Consider the following 16311-nt stretch of genomic DNA (forward strand, 5'->3'; position numbering starts at 1 on the left):
TTTTAGAGTTTGGCGATATGCCAGCCCGTGTCGGTGTCAATCAACAATCCGTAAAGTTTACCGGTCGCAGCGGAGATGACCGGTGAACCGGAGAGCTCCGATGGAATGGCAACACCAGGTGCGATGTCCAGTCCGATTTCTGGATTGACTGCGACGCGCGTACTGTTCAACGCGATGGGTTCGCGGAGTTCTGGATTGACAATCAAGAACACCGCAGCTTGGTCAAAGGCCGTGGACATGTTGGCACGCGACCAGCGAGACACTGCCAAGCTGTCTGGGATTGCGATCTTGTCGGTCCACGCCTTAGCTCCACTATCCAAAGGATCAAAATCAAAACTCTCCCCCGCCAATTCGATTTGCACCTCTTTCTGGGATGCAATGGCCTTGGCAATGAAGCTGGCGGGAATTCTTAGCGTTCCGTCATCGAGTGCAATGGCCCAGCTCTCGATGGTGCGTCGTCGATAGAGTCCTAGAATCGAGTCGCGCCAGCTGGCGACGACCCGGACCGGTTGAGGTCGCTCCAGTCCTAGTTCTTGGGAGTTGTTCCGATTGACGGCGATGCGAGGCTGCCAGTTCAGCCATTCTTCTTGAGGGGCCGCTTCGAGCATGAAACGATGGCCTGTGACTACTTGCGACCCAGGTGACTCGGGCGTCGCAAACGCGATACCCCCCCGTATCCAAGAGGAGAGCGATTCCATGGAAACGGTTACTCCGCTGAGTTTGGCTTCCATCGTAATGCCGCCGATGGCCCACCATTTGGAGTTCTCTCGGACCAGTTCCGCGTATTCGGCCTCGATCGTGACGCTTACCTTGACGGACGCACCGTCGCTAGCCAATTCGACATTGGAGACTCGCCCCACTTCGAGTCCACGATAGGTCACTGGCGCACTGCGCACGAGCCCAAGGCGGCGAGGGGCGTCGAGTTCAATTTCGAGCGACCCGTTTTGGCGTGGGAGTGGTGGCGGCTCGGCCAGCCCCACGAACTCGGTTTGCAGCGAGTCGCCGCTCCCCGAGGGTTGCATCGCAATGTACCGCCCCCCTAAGAGTGTTTCGATACCTCGGATTTCGGTCAAATCGAGCCGCGGACGTTCAATCCAAAATTGAGTACCCGACTGGGCCAGATTGCGCGCCGCTTCGGTCAGACGGACTCCAACCCAGACTGCTTCGCCGCTAGCCGACAATTCTACTTCGGTCACTTCGCCGACCGATATACCTCGATAACGTACCGGGTTACCGACTTCCAAGCCTTCACCGGCCGGGAATTGAATGCGGAGCTCTGCGGTAGGGCTGTCGGTAAAGGAGAGTGGAGTCTCAAGGCCGGTGAACTCCGTCTGTCTGGCATTGCCGCTCGGACCAGGGAGGACCCCGATAAACTTGGCTCCCAAGACCGTTTCCAGCCCGCTGATTTGTCCGAGTTGTAGACGTGGTCGTTGAATCCAAAATTGGCTCCCCGCCACGGCTAAGGACTCATTGCCAGGTGCGATCAGAAGTTTGACTTGGACCCCCTCTAAATGTTCGGTGAGGTCGATGGAGGTCACTGAACCGACGTCGATACCACGGTAGCGCAGCGTGTCGCCCGGTTTCAATCCATGTCCCTCATCGAAGTGCAAGCGGATCGAGAGCCCTTGGGATTGGAAACTCTGGACGGTCAAGCCGATTGCCAGTAGTACGCAGATGCCGGTCAACCACCACAGTCGCGTTTGCAAACGGCTACCGGCAATACTCTGCGGCGAGCGGAGCGAGGCTTGGGGGATGTCGGAGGGGAAGGCTGGCTCTGTCATTTAGCTAGGTTCATTTCTCTTTCGACCGGAGTCGGTTGCATCCCAAATCGCGTGCGGATCAAACAGTATTGAGGCGGTTAAACTCATCACGACGCACAGCACAAAGGCAAAGACGGCTGGCCCCAATTGAAAGGACACAATATCTCCCAGTTTCACCAGGGTGACGAGCAGTGCTAGCAGCAGAACATCCATCATGCTCCAGCGCCCCGTCCATTCTACGAGTCGGTAGGTCCAAGCTTGATGCTGGCGACGCGTCAGGCCCATGTAGCTCAGCTCCAGCAAGGCCAGCAGTTTTACGAGGGGCAGAATGATGGAGAATAGCAGGACCACCAAGCCTACGAAAAGGTTGCCATGCCAGATCAGGTCGATCGTCCCGCCGAGCAGGCTGGCAGTATGGTGATGGCCCAGCTTTTCGATTTCCAAAATGGGCAAAAGGATAGCTGGCAAATAAACAGCGAGCCCACCCAGGGCGGCGGCAAAGCAGCGTGCGGAACTGCGAACACCGCTGCGTCGTCCGGTATCGATCGTCGAGTGGCAGCGGATGCAAGCCGCCTCTTGCTTCGGATCGAGCGGAGGAATGGCGTGCACCAACCCGCAGCAATGACAGGCTCTCAAGCGATCGGAGACTGGCATGGTTTATTGCAGCAATTTCGGTATCGCCGGCCCATCCCCTGAGGGCGGCATCGCAGGGCTCGCGGGTGGAGCGGGAGTGGGGCCTGGTGTGGCTGGGGCGACGCGGGCGGGGGGGGGCGCTGAAGCTGGAGAGCTGCCAGGCATAAAATCACCCAATCCCGCACCCGACAACCAAGCCAGGAAGAGCGTGACCCCAAAATAGAGCATGTAGAGTAGCAGCGACGACGCAATCTCAAGCTCGAAGGCGGCAAGTGCGGCGAACGTGCCCAGCGCGACCATCACCGGCACAAAAATGGCCAGGTCGAAACTCGTGTTCTCAACCATGCCACCAGTGTTGCCATTGATGTAGCTTGGTAGAAAGCCGTAGATGCCCCAAGTGGCGGCAAACACCACTCCGCAGATCCCGCACCGAATGAGCAATTCCTTCCCCGTGTATCCTGCTTTTTCATCGTCCCGCAGGAACCAATAGCCGAGGAAGGCGAGTGGGAAAGCGAGGGTGAGTGCGCCCAGCGGTAGCAAGACTGTTGGCGGCCCACCACTCAATCCAAGCCCCAGGGCTAGCCCCGTGATGACCAGGCTCGAGAGAGCCACGGTCATGATCACCGGCAGGCTGAGCTTAACCTCCTCGCGCCGAATGGGCTTGAAGATGGATCGCCCCTTGGAATCCTTGGGACCCGCCTCATCGGGCGCATGAATGACGACCTCGTCGGCCTTCTCCGGGATCTTCAGCTGCTTTTGACAGTTGGGGCACGGACCGGTCTTCCCCGCAAATTTATCGCTTACACTGAACCGCTTCAGGCAGCCAGGACAAGTAACTGTAATTGCCATAAGATAGTATTGAGTCGAGGAGTATTCGGAATGGCTAAATCTACAACACTGCTTTTATAAAAGAGTTAATCCATGACCGCCACTGGGAGCGCCGCCGCTTCGCTTGAGTCCCCGCCGCTGCACGTGGTGCTCTATCAGCCCGAAATTCCCCAGAATACTGGTAACATTGGCCGCACTTGCGTGGCTCTGGGTGCCAAATTATGGATGGTTCGACCCGTTGGGTTTCGTCTCGATTCCTCCCAGTTGAAACGCTCCGGCATGGACTACTGGAACGATCTCGACTGGGAGTTGGTCGACAATTGGCAGCATCTTCGAGAGCGATTGGCTCTCGACAACGTGTGGCTTGTTACCAAGTACGGGGAGCAGCGTTATTGCGATGTTACCTATCAACGTGGTGATATTCTAGTCTTTGGGAACGAATCGAGTGGTTTGCCCGATTCGATCCACGCGGAATTTGCAGATCGTCAAATATGCCTGCCCATGCCGGGCCCGGTTCGCTGCCTGAACCTTGCCACGACTGCTGGCATTGCGATCTATGAGGCCGCGCGTCAATTGCAGCTGTTCGATCAAGAGTGCGCTTCTGCGGAGCCCCCGCATGCCTCTTGAGATCGCAGGGCCGTGGCACCGCGGCGACCGATACGTACGCCAGTGTTGCAGCATCGTTGTCATGCTGAGCTGCCTGGGGAGTTGTCCACTGCTGGCTGAGGACGCTGAGGATCGAACCCTGCGCGCGATGCAGCAGATGGGGCTAACGACCAGTGCGATTGAGTACGCGCGAACTCGCCGGGATTTGGTGGCCACCGATAGCAATCAGCAGGCTAAATGGACGCAGCGCATCATGGAATGCTATGCCCAGGCCGCGGTCCGCGAAGCCGCGCAAGCGACCGAGTACTGGGCGGACAGCCAAGCCGAGTATCGGAAGTTCGCGCAAGAGTTTCCCTCCAGCCCACGTTTGCCATGGCTGAAGTGGCAGCTGGCGCGTTGCGATTTTTTGCATGCTCAGTCTGCGCTGGCCTCCTTCCTGGCCGCTCCCGCCAATACCCAGATTCGTGAGGAGGCGTTGGGACTGGTTCGCGCGGTCGCCCGCCTATTGGAGGAACTGGAGGAAGACATCAAACGCCGCTTGCCACTGGCGGCTAGACAGAATGCGCTGGGGGGCGCGGAAGCCCCGGCCGAAGAGCTGCACGAGCTTTCCGTCGATGGGGCGCTGCTGCTGTGCGAGGCGCTGCTGATCCGAGCGCGACTCTATGAGGCCAACAGCAGCGATCGCATTGCAGCGGCCACCATGGTCGATGCTCAGGCGTCAGATGTGCTCTCCCGGACTGAGCAGGATTGGCAATCCCGACAGCCACTGCGCGTCGCCCAAGCGGCCAGCTGGCTTGACCTTGGCCGCGCTCCTGAAGCCTTGCTGGTACTTGAGGAACTCGCGAGGGAGGCTCCGCTGGAGACAACGCGGACTCGCGCTGCCACACTCGCCATTGCCCACCTGAGTACCCATCAGGAGAACAGCCGGGCACAGTCCCTGCTAACGCTTCTGCCAGCTACCGACCCTGAATTCGAGTTGGCGAGTCTGCAGATCGAGATTTCTGAGTTGCAGAGTCTGCCCGAAGATCGCCGCGAGGCGGCGATGAGTCAAATACTGGCGCGAGCTAAGCATATCGGTCTCCAGTTCGGTGACTATTGGCGAAATCGAGCCGATGCTCTCCTGTTGGGATCGGTTGCAACTACCGAAAACACGCCCGCCAGCTCTACCGCCCTACAGCTCATGGCAGTCGAAGTGCGCCAATTGCTCGCCGCGGAAAATCTTGCCGATGCACAAGCGAAGCTCGTGCAGTATCGCGATATCGAGTCGGCAGCTGGCAGAGGCGGCAACGCGATCAAAATAGCCTCGCAGGCAGCCGCCCTCTATGCCCGCCAGGGGCAATGGGCTCGGGCCGTTCAGGTATTGCAACCTACCACGCAGAAATTTTCCTCCGAGCCCGCAGCGGCCGAGGCGCATTTGTTGGTCTTGGCCTCGCTGCAACGCTTGCTGCAAGCCTCGCCCGCTGATCCTCAACTGGCCCGCCAATATGAACAGGGACTGAAGGAGCAACTGGAGCTTTGGCCCGATGCGGAAGCAACGCAAAAGCCACTAGCGTGGAGCGTCTTGTGGTGGGCTGGGCAGCAGCGGCATGCGGAGCTGCTGCAATTGCTCACCGCTCGCCTAACGCGATCTGCGGATGCTGCTGTTGTGAAGGAAACGCTGTGGCTATGGCTGGAGCAGTTCGGCGTGCTTGCGCAATCCGAACAACGGCTTGCTGCATTGGATGCGTTGAAAACCGCCTGGGACGGTCCCGTGGATGGATCGAGAGCACCGTCTGCGGCTCACGCCGTGAGCGAAGTTCGCAATGCGACTTCCGTGAACGTCGAACTGACTCGGTTGTTTGCCTCCGAAATCGCACGACTATCGACTCCCGAAGAACAGCAGCAGCGGCTGCGCGCATTGGCGAAGTTGTCGGTCGCCGAATTGTCGAGTGACTGGCAACAATTGGCCATTGCTCTCCGATTGCTCGTGGCTGTTCGGAGTCAAACGCTGAACACGGTAGCTCAGATCGCCGACCAGTGGCAGCCGTTGGGATTGCCCGCCGGAATTCGAGTGGTGCTTGCTCCTCCTCTGGTCGACGCGATCGACGAAACTCCTGCTGAGCAGCACGTAGAATGGGCCCGCCAGCTCAAGTTGGCGGAAGATTGGTCTTCGGAATTGATCCATCATTCCAACACATTGACCCAAGCCATCGGCCAGCGTTTGGCCGGCTGGTTGCAAGGGCCAAGCAGTTCTTTGGAGGGCTTAACCGAATTGACGGAGCAGGCGCCGCGAGATGCCAATTTGCAGATGCAATTGGCGCAGGCTCTGGCAGAATCGGGCGAGGCACGTTGGCAAGACTCGTCGAACATCGCGCGGCGCGTCATTGTTGGAACGCAAGCCGGAAGCCCGCTCAACTATGCTGCTCGCTGGAGGTTGATTCGCAATTTGCAAGCGGGTGGGGATGCCGACAAGGCACGGGAAGCAGCCCAGCTCTTGCTCGCCACACAACGGATCGATGACCCCGTATGGCAAGCTCGTTTCGAGTCCGCAGCCAAGTAAGCTTAGCCCCCGTAGACGCTTGCTCCAAAGCTTCTCGCGGAATATTGGCAGGAAGATGTTTGGCAGGAAGATAGATAGCCTTGGTATTTTCCTGCCAACTTTCAGAACTCAAATCTAGGCAAAGCTCTAGGTTCCCAGGTCGCCGAACAGAGGGGTCGACAGGTAGCGCTCGCCCAGACTGCACATGATCGTCACAATCCGCTTCCCCTTGAACTCGGGGCGGGCGGCGACTTGAGCGGCGGCCCACATGTTGGAACCGCTGCTGATTCCGGCAACGATCCCTTCGTGTTTGGCCAGTCGACGTCCCCACTCAAAGGCGTCCTCGTCTTCGACCGACACGACATCATCGATGATCGACATGTCGAGGTTGCCGGGAATGAACCCAGCACCAATGCCTTGAATGCGGTGTTTGCCTGGTTGTCCGCCAGCGATGACCGCGCTGTGCTTGGGCTCAACTGCAATCGCTTTGAAGTTTGGGTTCACACTTTTTAGGTAGCGTGCCACGCCGGTCAAAGTACCGCCCGTTCCCACACCAGCGACGATGGCATCGATGTTGTGCCCACTGTCTTCCCAGATTTCAGGGCCGGTGGTCTGTTCATGAATTGCCGGGTTGGCTGGATTTTCGAACTGCTGTGGCATGAAGCCGTGAGGATCCTTGTCGACCAATTCCTGCGCCTTGGCGATGGCGCCGTTCATGCCTTCGGCGGCCGGGGTGAGCACGAGGTTGGCTCCCATGGCACGCAGCAGGGCGCGGCGTTCGACGGACATCGATTCAGGCATCGTGAGCGTCAGTCGGTAGCCTTTGGCTGCACACACGAAGGCCAAGGCAATTCCGGTATTTCCGCTGGTGGGCTCGACGATGTGGGTGTCTTGATTGATCTTGCCATCGCGTTCCCCCGCTTCGATCATCGCTACGCCGATGCGGTCTTTGACGCTGTTTAAAGGTTGGAAAAACTCACATTTGGCAAAGACCGTTGCTCCCCCCTCAGGGATCAGGCGATTAATTTGAATCATCGGGGTATCGCCAATAGCCTGAGGGGTACTAGCGTAGGTCTTGCCGCGTGCCATCTTATCTTCCTAACCGAAAACTAGTTCTAAAGTGGTGATGCCATTGCGAAATCGAGAATCTGCAGCGCCGCCCTGTGCATTGTTTTCAAGGTTGAAACCTAGGCAAGATGGGCTCTGCACGTGTCGCTGGCTGCTATATCATCCGTTATACCATTTGTTGATGGCAATGGCAGTTTAGGAAGCTGGGCCAAAGGCGGCGATTAGCCCGGCAAGCTGGGCTTCCCCATGCAAGCTGGAGAGACTGATTCGCAAGCGAGCTGTCCCCGCGGGGACGGTTGGGGGCCGTATGGCAGGAATGCGATAGCCAACCAGCTCCAAACGCTTGGCCAGCGCCAAGGCCGATTTCTCGGAGCCAATGATCACAGGCACAATGGGGCTGTCTCCCATCGGTACGTTCCAGCCCGCAGCGGACAGTTGTCGGCGGAGTTGCCGGGAGGCTTCACGCAGTGTTCGCCGCTCGACTTGGGTCTCGCCTAGCAAGCGAAGCGAGGCCAGGGCCCCGGCAGCAACCGGCGCAGGCATGGCTGTACTAAACAGATAGCTCCGGCAGTGGTTGACCAGATATTCAATGGGGGCTGCCGCCCCGCACGCATAGCCGCCGATGCTACCGAGGGCCTTGCTAAGGGTCCCCAGCTTCAGCAACACCTGCTCTTCCAGTCTGAGCTCTTCCAGCAGACCACCACCGCGCGGGCCATAGACCCCCGTCGCATGCGCCTCATCGACCACGAGCCCACAATCGAAACGACGGCACACTTCGGACAAATCTTCCAGTGGTGCCGCGTCGCCATCCATGCTGAAAATGGACTCCGTCACCAGCATTACCTTTGCATACTCGTGGCGATGTTGGCTGAGAAAATCTGCGACATATTGCGTTTGAAGGTGCGGATAAACCTGCCGGTGAGCACGGCTTAGGCGAATGCCGTCGATCAGGCTGGCGTGGTTGAGTTGATCGCTCAGCACCAGATCGCCGTCGGTTGCAAGGCATGCGAGCGTCCCCAGATTGCAGCCAAACCCGCTGCTAAAGGTGATGCAGTCCGCTTGGCCTGACAATTTTGCCAATTCCGTTTCGAGCTGAGAATGGAGCGGGCTGTATCCGCCAATCACGGGGCTAGCACCACTACCCCAGCCCTGCTCTGCCGCTTGTTGGACCGCTGCAATCACGCTGCTATGGCGACGGAATCCTAGATAATCGTTGCTGCCAAAATCGATCACGGGCGAAGAAGGCGGTCCGCTACGCGCACGCTTCAGGTTGGCCCGTGCCTGACTCGCAGACTTCTGCTGGAAGAAGTCGGACCAATTATTCATGGCTTAGTTGGTTGGGGCTGCAGGGAAATGAGCCTTTCTCCAATCGGAGATGTATTGGCGACGCAGTTCTGCATTTTCTTCCGGGAGTGCCAACGAGTAGATGTTGGCCCCATACCGAGCGTCGGCGGTGTAATTGGCGAAGAATGCGTCGGGAGATCCTCCGGACAGCTTCATCGCGGTGGCCAGTGCCAGGTCGTTCATCTGCACCGTGTAGAACTGCTTTTCGCGGCGGATCGGCACTAGGGGACCGATGCCGGGGGGGCCCACGTCTGAGACGTCGATTCCCAAATCACTCGGTAGGTCCAAGGCTTGCATCAAGTTTTCACGGGAGATCCGCACAATGGTGGTCTCATCCTCTAGAAAGGCGGCAACTTGAGGCACGTCTGTTTCATCGCCAAAACGTAAAAAGCATTGCAACGCGAGCCGGCAGGTGGGGGGATCCGTATTGGGTTTGAGCTGTTTGCGAGCCACCAGCGTAACTTCGGGGATGCTGTGTTCCAAACCAACGATCATCGCGCGCCCCGCAAAGGAGTCGTGCGTCTTGGGAATCCACCCCGCCAGCAAGCGTTTGAGGCAAGCACCGAATCCCTGTTTGGATAGATAGTGGGTGAGGGTGTACAGCGACAGATTTGTGTAGACGACTTCGCTGATTTCGACCGGGGTTGGTTGATCGACATTTCCGGCGGCCAGCAGGAGCGCGACGATATCGCCGATGTTGGAGTCCGAGGAGACGCGTTGCCGAAGACTAATTTCCAATGCCGCTTCATTGGCCAGCGTCATGACACGCTGCGCTGCGGCCTTGGCGTCTTGCACCTTGAGTAAATTCGCGGTGGGGATTGCGGCATTGCTGCCAGCTTGGGGGACGCGTAGCACGCCTCCGAGTACCCCTTGCGCCTGAATGGCGAGCATCAGTTCATTTTGTTGCTTCACCGCTTCCAAGAATAGGAGTTTGCTGGTCCGCGAGGTTCCCACGACGCTGCGGAACACGTCCCAGCCCGGTAATCCGTAGGACTTGCGAGAATCGGCTTCGGTTAAGAACTTCTTGGAGAGCGCAGCGAACGTTTCTCTCTCGAAGCTTGCAATGATCTCCGCTGCCCGTCGGCTGCTTTCCAGCGAGCTTTGCTTCCCCATTTTCTGGAGTCGCAAGACGGCGGGTTGGCCAATCTCAAGCAGGTGTTGGCTGGCTTGTTCTCGCTCATGGAACGCCGGAGAGTCGAGTTGGCCGATCCAGCTCTCGATGGTGTCAGACAGTCGCTCCATCGCGGTCGTATCCGCTTGAGGGGCAGCACTAGGCCTCTCTTCTGAAAACGCCAACTGGCCCCAAGCGACACTTAGTAGGCAGATCAAGAACCCGCAGAGCATCTGCACGGATGGACGAAGGGGAGTTGAGGAGGGGGAGCCGACCATGCACTCGTTGCCGTAGTAAATTGACTATCCTGAGGACAGGGGATTTGCGTCAAACACGCCAATCCACCCCAGATACTCGATCTTCTATCTTGCTATCGCCGCTCTGAGGCTACATTGCCAAAATAACGAGCTATGGCGTTGAGTCAAGCATTTTCCGATTTCAACCCGGGCTTAGCTTGGAAAGCCACCTGCCTGGGCCTCACAAACGGATTTGCCTCATGAATGCGCGGACAAACAGGGTGAGCACGCGTGGTGCTCACCCTGCGGCCGCGACGTGCGCTAGCGATCGATGGCAGGGCGTTGGGGGCCCTGGCGAGCGGCTTCGCGATTGGAAATCCACAGTAGGACTGGAGCTGCGATGAAAATCGAGCTGTAGGTACCGACGACGATTCCAATCAGCAATGCAAAGGCAAACGCGTGGATGCCTTCACCACCGAAAATGTAAAGCAGCAAGACGGTGATGATCGTCGTACCCGAGGTCAGCAATGTCCGGCTCAGCGTTTGATTGACGCTGGTATTGATCATCTCTGAGGTCAACTTGGGACTGCGTCCACGAACTTCGCGAATTCGGTCGAAGACCACGATCGTATCGTTCAACGAATAACCAATAATCGTTAGGAAGGCTGCGACTTCCGTGAGGCCAATCTTAAAGTCTTCGATCAGCAAGAAGCCCAGCGGTTTCGCCAACCAATGGCACAAGGCTAGAATTCCAAGGGTGATCATCACGTCGTGGACGAGTGCTACCACGGCCGCCAAGCCGTAGGCCACCTTCTGGAATCGGAACCAAATGTAACCGACGATAAAGACCAGGCTGAGCAGGATGGCAGCAATCGCTCGCTGTTGCATTTCATCGGCAACTCGCGTTCCAATTTTGCTTAGCGACAGCCATTTAGGCTGTTGCTTCATTTCTGTTTCCAGATGCTGAGCGATCAGCTGGCCGTTTTCTTGGCTGGTGGGAAGCTTGACAATCCAGGTCGCGTGTCCGCTGGCATCGTCTGGCAACCAGTCGGCGGGTAGCGGATCCGGGATGACTTCGACCAATGGAACGTTGAGGTTGATTCCCAGTCCCTTGGCGCCGTCAATCAGGTGTTTGCGAAGTGTAGGGCCGTCGATCTTGGCACCTTTGTCTTCGTCCGATGTGGTTTCGAGGTCATCGATACTACCGCTAAACTCGAGTCGGAACTCGGTTGTTTCTACGGCTGTAGGCTCAGCGGTAGGCGTCTCTGCTCCTGGTACTGCTGCTGGAGAAGCGGCTTCTCCAGGGGGCTCCACGGCAGCGGGTGTTTCTGGAACCGTCGATTCGGTTGCTGTGGACGGCTCGGAATCGGTCGCCTCTGCCGATTCGGTCGCTGCAGGCGCGTCGTCGGTTGCGGGAGCTGTCTCGGCTGCCGGTGCTGCGTCGTCTTGGAACGACACAAAGCGGAACTTGCCAGGCATCAGGGAGCTACTGCTGGCCGGACTAGCGCTCATCGGTAGGTACTTGACCCGATAGGTTACTAGCTCAGCAGCTTTGCTCTTCGCAAAGCCTTCCATCAACTGCTTGGATAGGAAATCTGGGTTTTCGATGGAGGTTACCAGGGAGTAGACGGTATCCGCTGGTTCCTTTTCAACGCGGACCAAGGTCGACTGCACAGGCTTGTCGTCCTCGTCGGTAACCAGGATTTCACGGGTCATCGAACGCAATTCTTCCACGCCAACCGGGTTTTCCAGTTGGAACGTTACGCTGGTGCCACCCGTGAAGTCGATGTTGAGGATGTCCTTGCCCCGTAGGATGGTCGCGGTCAGGCCGACAGCAATCAACAGAATTGAGAGGGCCAAGCAGATCTTTTGATAGCCCACGAAATTGATATCGCGATCGCCTACTAGCGTGCGTTTGAAGAAGCCCACGCCATCGGACATCGACAGGCTGACGAGCTTGAGCTTCTCTGCGATTTCGAACAGGATGCGAGCGCAGAATGTCGCGGTGAACATACTCGTCGCAATACCGATAATCAGAGCTACCGCAAAACCGCGCACTTGGTCGGTACCAATCCAGTACAGTACAATCGCGGCAATCAGGGTTGTGACGTTCGAGTCAATGATCGTCGTAAACGCGCGGTCGAACCCATTGCGGATTGCCATTCGCTGAGCGGCTCCCTTGGACTTCTCCTCGCGGATCCGCTCAAAGATCAGCACGTTAGCATCGACCGACATACCGACGGTCAGAACGAGTCCGGCCAGTCCTGGAAGCGTCAGGGGTTGCCCGATGAAGATCATTACTCCGAAGATCAGCAAGCCGTTGATGATCAGCACGATAGCCGCCACAAGGCCCGCAAATCGGTAGTACAGCAAGATGGTGACGAAGGTGACCAGCACGGCCCAGATCGACGCATTGGTGCCCTTGCGAATGGTCAGGGCTCCCAGTCCAGCACCCACGCGATTTTCGGAAACCGGTTCGGGGCTGAGGGTGGCAGGAAGGCGTCCGGAACGGAGGATGGTTACCAGGAAGTCAACTTCTTCCTTGGTAAAGTTGCCGGTGATTTGCCCGTTGCCACTAATGGTTGAATTGAGGTTGGGAGCGGACAGGACTTTTTTGTCCATGATAATCGCCATGCGGCGATGGAAGTTGCCGATCGGATTGTTGACGGCGGTCATGGCGGTCATCTTCTGGGCGCCAACAGCGTTGAGGCGGAAGGAAACCGTGGGCTGACCCGTCTTGTCGTACTCGGTCGCCGCACTTGCCAAGTCGTCGCCAGCCACAACCGCATAGGGTTGTCCCGCAAACTCGTAGGCCATCAGGATGTCGACATCCTTGATTCCGTTGGCGTCCATCCAATTTTCAAGGGCGTAGTCGTTTCGCGTATCCAGTTGCGGAACCGACAGGATTTTTCCGGTGTAGGTATCTCGCAAGATGTCACCGATGACGGCGGTTTTCAATGGGAAAACCCCCTTCTTCATCGTCTCTTCTCGCGACACCGTGTTCCAATGTCCCACGACTCGCTCGCCATCCTCGCTCATGACGGCTGCCGAGGGGACGGTGCTGTTGGCTTGTTTGTTGGCCAAAGCGATAATGTCTTGGTGGTCACGCGTGTTGGCCACAATACGGAATTCAAGTTGTCCCGAATTCTGCAACAGGTCTTTAATCCGTTGCAATTCGAATTCATCGACCATGGGGACGATGATTTCAATCTGCGATTCGCCGCTTGGTCGAATGGTGATTTCCTTCGTTCCCGAAGGATTGATTCGATCTGCAAGGGCACTGGCTAGGGCCGCGGCGTTGATTTTCTCGCCATTCTCGTCAGCCACAATGTCATACAGCAGGTTGGTACCACCGCTCATATCGATGCCGGTCGGCAGCTTGAAATCGCGCGCCCAACCGAACAGCAATCCGCCGAAGATCGCAGCCAGCATGACTCCCAAGCGGAAGGAATGCGATTGCATGCGGATTGCAGAGGTGATCAGGTGGCTGATGATGAAGGGCACGACAAAAATGCCGAGCACGAACATCGCCCCTACGCCATAGGGGGCCCAATCAAACGCCTTTTCTGCCTGGTCCGATACCGTGGGATCCACGGCACCCTGAGCGAACAGCATGAGGCTTGAGAGGGAGTTGAGAATTAAAGAGCCGTCCATTGAAAGTCCTTACGGAACCCAAGTTCGCTAGGTGAACTCGATTAACCTTTGTTTTCTGGATTGATAATTTTGGCGATCGAATCTCGGTTGACTGTCATGCGCGCGCCGGAGTTTTCGTCGATACGGATCGATATCACGCTCTCGCCAGCATTGGCCTGAACCACGATTCCATGAATGCCACTTGCAGTGACCACTCGATCGTTTTTCTTCAGTTCCGCCAACGATTTTTGCAGCTGCTTCATCTGTTTCTGTTGCGGTCGTATCACGATGAACATGAACAGAATCGCACTCAGCAAGAGCAAATTGAGCGGATTGCTTAGGAACAGCATGATGGGATTCATGTCACCGGCAGCGCCCACCTCGAGGTCGGCACCCGCCCCCACTACGTCGGCGCCGGAATCTGGCGATACCTTCGTATCTCCTTGACCGATAAGCCAAACATGGTTCGTGAGTAACCACGAAGAATGAGACCACAACTCTGCTAACCCGTACTTCATGCGCGCTTCAAATTTCCAAGATCGCCAAGGGCAAGAAATGCACCACTAATTCCGGAATGGAATGCTCCCACTCCACCGGTATCTAGATCAACGCGAAATGATACGAGTCAAGGAAATTTCTCACAAGGCCTATGGATTTCGTGCGTCGCAGAGCTGTGCCGCCAACAGACACTTGAGAACCACCTCCAGAGGGGATGCTCTCGCTCGTTTCGGGGTGGTTTAGCCAGCATTTTGTCCACCAAACTTGCTTAACTTTCCCAAGGCAATGGAACGACGTGGAATGCGAGCCACGGATCAAGGCTCGCGAAAAATATTCAATTCCTTTCAGGTTTTTCCGCGACAACTCGCGCGTCCAACCACAGGGCTTGATCTCCGTACCCTCCGTCTGCCCCTGACTCGACTACCAAGACGATCAACTGTGCCCCCGTGACATCGCAGGCAATGCGAAGCGCATCCTCCTGGCCTAGCGGGGGAGCAGGATCGGACGGGAGTTGTCGATCAACGATCGGACTGAGTTTTCCCGCGCGGGCTACGATTACTTTGCAACGAACCTCGCCCGTCAACCGCTTTGCCTGAGGGAGCGGGGCAGCCAGTCGGACTTCGGCTAGAAACGTTCCAGGCTTTCCATCCCAGCGATAGGCAGCTTGCGAGCTGCCGTGCATTGCCAATCCACGCTCAACTTGGACCGTTTCGCTCCAGATCGTGGGGCGCACGGCAGCCTCTTGCTGAGTGGCCACTCGCTCTCCAGGGGGAATGGAGGACCTGGCTCCGGTGTCTGTCCGTTCCGTGGATGGGAGGCTGGAGTTTAGCCGCACCAGCAGCGGACGGCCCCACATGTCACGATTGCGTCCCAGGGGCCACTGCAGCGCATTTTCTTCCAAATGCCGAAAGCTGTCCGGGGGGAGGTCTGCCAAGAAAATCGTTTGGGGAGGGACCGCAGAAATGTATTCAACCACCTGAGGGAATTCAGCGAGTGGGTCAAGCGATCTGACCGAAATGCCCGAGAGGAGCTCAAGGTGCACCCCCGCCGCGGTTGCCTTCAAGCTGCGAACTCCTAGCAGGCTGCCATCGCGCAAGCCGAGTTTGCTGGCATTCGAAAACTCACTGTAGGAGCCTGCCAGAGCCGGGCTGAACACGATCGCTTGGATCGAATTCCAGTCGAATTCCAGATTTTGGCCGGCGCGTTCCATCTTAAGGGTGCGTAGTGGCAACGCATCGTTGGCATCGTCGGGTCTGGCAAAAGCAATCACCCCAGCCACTTGTCGACCATCGCTCAGCCACACTTGATCGAGCTCGCCCTCTGCGGCCTGCATTTCACTCTGCAGCTGAATGCATTGGGATTGCAATGCGGGTGGGTTGAGCAGCAGTCCACGCAAATTGGGCCAAGGAATGCGTGGCGTTTCGAGCCAATCGCTTTGAATGTCAACTCCGCCCGCTCGAGGCAGGATCTCCCCGCAGAGCCAGCTTCCCCCTTGGAGCCATGCCGCTTGTGTCCGCCGCGGGCCACGCCAACCTCCCCAACGCACGATCTGCTCCAGTGGCAGGGTGGTCTGAGTCTTGTCGATTGCGGGGGATGGGGCGGTATCGCTTGCTTCCGCAGCGACAGGAGGCGTTGGAACTACATCGCCGGAAACGTCGAATCGCCAGCTACCGTCCAGCTCAATGCTACGCAAGGAAGCTTGGCTGTAGATGGTATTGGCGGTGTGTAGGGTTTGCGCGGTGACCGATAGGCCAGTGGCGAGGTGAATTAGCAGCCCAACGAAGCCAGCAACGCAGTAACGAGTGCCCCTCGTCGCCGTAGGTGCGTGCGCGTGATTTGTCCTGCTGGCGGCTCGCTGTTCTGTCTCAGAAGCAATGGAATCGCGGTCCCTACCCACTGTTGCTGTGAGGGATCGCGGCGTCGGTGCGGCAGTGCGCGGGGAGGTAAATCGCGGCAAGATGGAGCTCGGGGAGGTGGTGTATGTCTGGTGGATCGATTCCATGGTCTTGCCCTTGTTGGGGCCACGCTGCCCTGCCGGAGAGTCGAGAGTCTGGCAGGTCTTGAATGCTGAAGCTC

The 16311-nt window shown here is 57.5% G+C and carries 11 protein-coding genes; 2 read left to right on the forward strand and 9 right to left on the reverse strand.

All coding sequences use genetic code 11. From position 1 onward, the window contains the following. Positions 1–2: 2 nt before the first annotated feature. Genes Q31a_RS04410 through Q31a_RS04420 form a run of 3 tightly spaced genes read right to left on the reverse strand, consistent with a single transcriptional unit; the run spans position 3 to position 3242 of the window. Entirely contained in the window at positions 3–1781 is a 1779-nt protein-coding gene (locus Q31a_RS04410) for an MlaD family protein (RefSeq protein ID WP_145074560.1), read from the reverse strand. Next, entirely contained in the window at positions 1782–2414 is a 633-nt protein-coding gene (locus tag Q31a_RS04415; RefSeq protein WP_145074564.1) for a paraquat-inducible protein A, read from the reverse strand. Positions 2415–2417: 3 nt separating this feature from the next. After that, positions 2418–3242, reverse strand: a complete 825-nt coding sequence (locus tag Q31a_RS04420) for a hypothetical protein (protein ID WP_145074567.1) — start codon at positions 3240–3242, stop codon at positions 2418–2420. Between the two features lie 72 nt (positions 3243–3314). Between Q31a_RS04420 and Q31a_RS04425 the strand changes: the two genes are divergently transcribed. Together Q31a_RS04425 and Q31a_RS04430 are read left to right on the forward strand one after the other, a co-directional pair. Beyond that, positions 3315–3848: a tRNA (cytidine(34)-2'-O)-methyltransferase gene (locus Q31a_RS04425; protein ID WP_145074570.1), complete on the forward strand. Its 534-nt coding sequence runs from the start codon at positions 3315–3317 to the stop codon at positions 3846–3848. After that, on the forward strand, positions 3838–6366 hold the full coding sequence (locus Q31a_RS04430; RefSeq protein WP_145074573.1) for a hypothetical protein: 2529 nt from the start codon (positions 3838–3840) through the stop codon (positions 6364–6366). The genes Q31a_RS04425 and Q31a_RS04430 overlap by 11 nt, the downstream gene beginning before the upstream one ends. A 126-nt stretch (positions 6367–6492) precedes the next feature. Here the strand turns inward: Q31a_RS04430 and cysK are convergent, their stop codons facing one another. The 6 genes from cysK to Q31a_RS04460 all read right to left on the reverse strand — a co-directional run bounded on the left by cysK (position 6493) and on the right by Q31a_RS04460 (position 16237). Then, complete coding sequence (cysK, locus tag Q31a_RS04435; protein WP_145074576.1) at positions 6493–7434, reverse strand: cysteine synthase A; 942 nt, start codon at positions 7432–7434, stop codon at positions 6493–6495. Positions 7435–7608: 174 nt separating this feature from the next. Then, positions 7609–8739, reverse strand: a complete 1131-nt coding sequence (locus tag Q31a_RS04440) for an aminotransferase class I/II-fold pyridoxal phosphate-dependent enzyme (RefSeq protein ID WP_145074579.1) — start codon at positions 8737–8739, stop codon at positions 7609–7611. A gap of 3 nt (positions 8740–8742) precedes the next feature. Continuing rightward, positions 8743–10146: a hypothetical protein gene (locus Q31a_RS04445; protein WP_145074582.1), complete on the reverse strand. Its 1404-nt coding sequence runs from the start codon at positions 10144–10146 to the stop codon at positions 8743–8745. Between the two features lie 279 nt (positions 10147–10425). After that, entirely contained in the window at positions 10426–13758 is a 3333-nt protein-coding gene (gene secD, locus Q31a_RS29930) for a protein translocase subunit SecD (RefSeq protein ID WP_197356194.1), read from the reverse strand. 41 nt (positions 13759–13799) lie between these two features. Beyond that, positions 13800–14255, reverse strand: a complete 456-nt coding sequence (gene yajC, locus Q31a_RS04455; RefSeq protein ID WP_145074585.1) for a preprotein translocase subunit YajC — start codon at positions 14253–14255, stop codon at positions 13800–13802. A 314-nt stretch (positions 14256–14569) separates the two neighbouring features. Then, entirely contained in the window at positions 14570–16237 is a 1668-nt protein-coding gene (locus Q31a_RS04460; protein ID WP_145074588.1) for an NPCBM/NEW2 domain-containing protein, read from the reverse strand. Between the last annotated feature and the right edge of the window lie 74 nt (positions 16238–16311).

The sequence above is a fragment of the Aureliella helgolandensis genome, from assembly GCF_007752135.1.
In the GTDB taxonomy this organism is placed as follows: Bacteria; Planctomycetota; Planctomycetia; order Pirellulales; family Pirellulaceae; genus Aureliella; species Aureliella helgolandensis.

What these genes read in the sequence shown, in the direction of transcription:
- Q31a_RS04460 (WP_145074588.1), bottom strand. Translation starts at nt 16,237, where the DNA reads ATGGAATCGATCCACCAGACATACACCACCTCCCCGAGCTCCATCTTG.
- Q31a_RS04420 (WP_145074567.1), bottom strand. Translation starts at nt 3,242, where the DNA reads ATGGCAATTACAGTTACTTGTCCTGGCTGCCTGAAGCGGTTCAGTGTA.
- Q31a_RS04430 (WP_145074573.1), top strand. Translation starts at nt 3,838, where the DNA reads ATGCCTCTTGAGATCGCAGGGCCGTGGCACCGCGGCGACCGATACGTA.
- Q31a_RS04425 (WP_145074570.1), top strand. Translation starts at nt 3,315, where the DNA reads ATGACCGCCACTGGGAGCGCCGCCGCTTCGCTTGAGTCCCCGCCGCTG.
- secD (WP_197356194.1), bottom strand. Translation starts at nt 13,758, where the DNA reads ATGGACGGCTCTTTAATTCTCAACTCCCTCTCAAGCCTCATGCTGTTC.
- Q31a_RS04445 (WP_145074582.1), bottom strand. Translation starts at nt 10,146, where the DNA reads ATGGTCGGCTCCCCCTCCTCAACTCCCCTTCGTCCATCCGTGCAGATG.
- Q31a_RS04410 (WP_145074560.1), bottom strand. Translation starts at nt 1,781, where the DNA reads ATGACAGAGCCAGCCTTCCCCTCCGACATCCCCCAAGCCTCGCTCCGC.
- Q31a_RS04415 (WP_145074564.1), bottom strand. Translation starts at nt 2,414, where the DNA reads ATGCCAGTCTCCGATCGCTTGAGAGCCTGTCATTGCTGCGGGTTGGTG.
- Q31a_RS04440 (WP_145074579.1), bottom strand. Translation starts at nt 8,739, where the DNA reads ATGAATAATTGGTCCGACTTCTTCCAGCAGAAGTCTGCGAGTCAGGCA.
- yajC (WP_145074585.1), bottom strand. Translation starts at nt 14,255, where the DNA reads ATGAAGTACGGGTTAGCAGAGTTGTGGTCTCATTCTTCGTGGTTACTC.
- cysK (WP_145074576.1), bottom strand. Translation starts at nt 7,434, where the DNA reads ATGGCACGCGGCAAGACCTACGCTAGTACCCCTCAGGCTATTGGCGAT.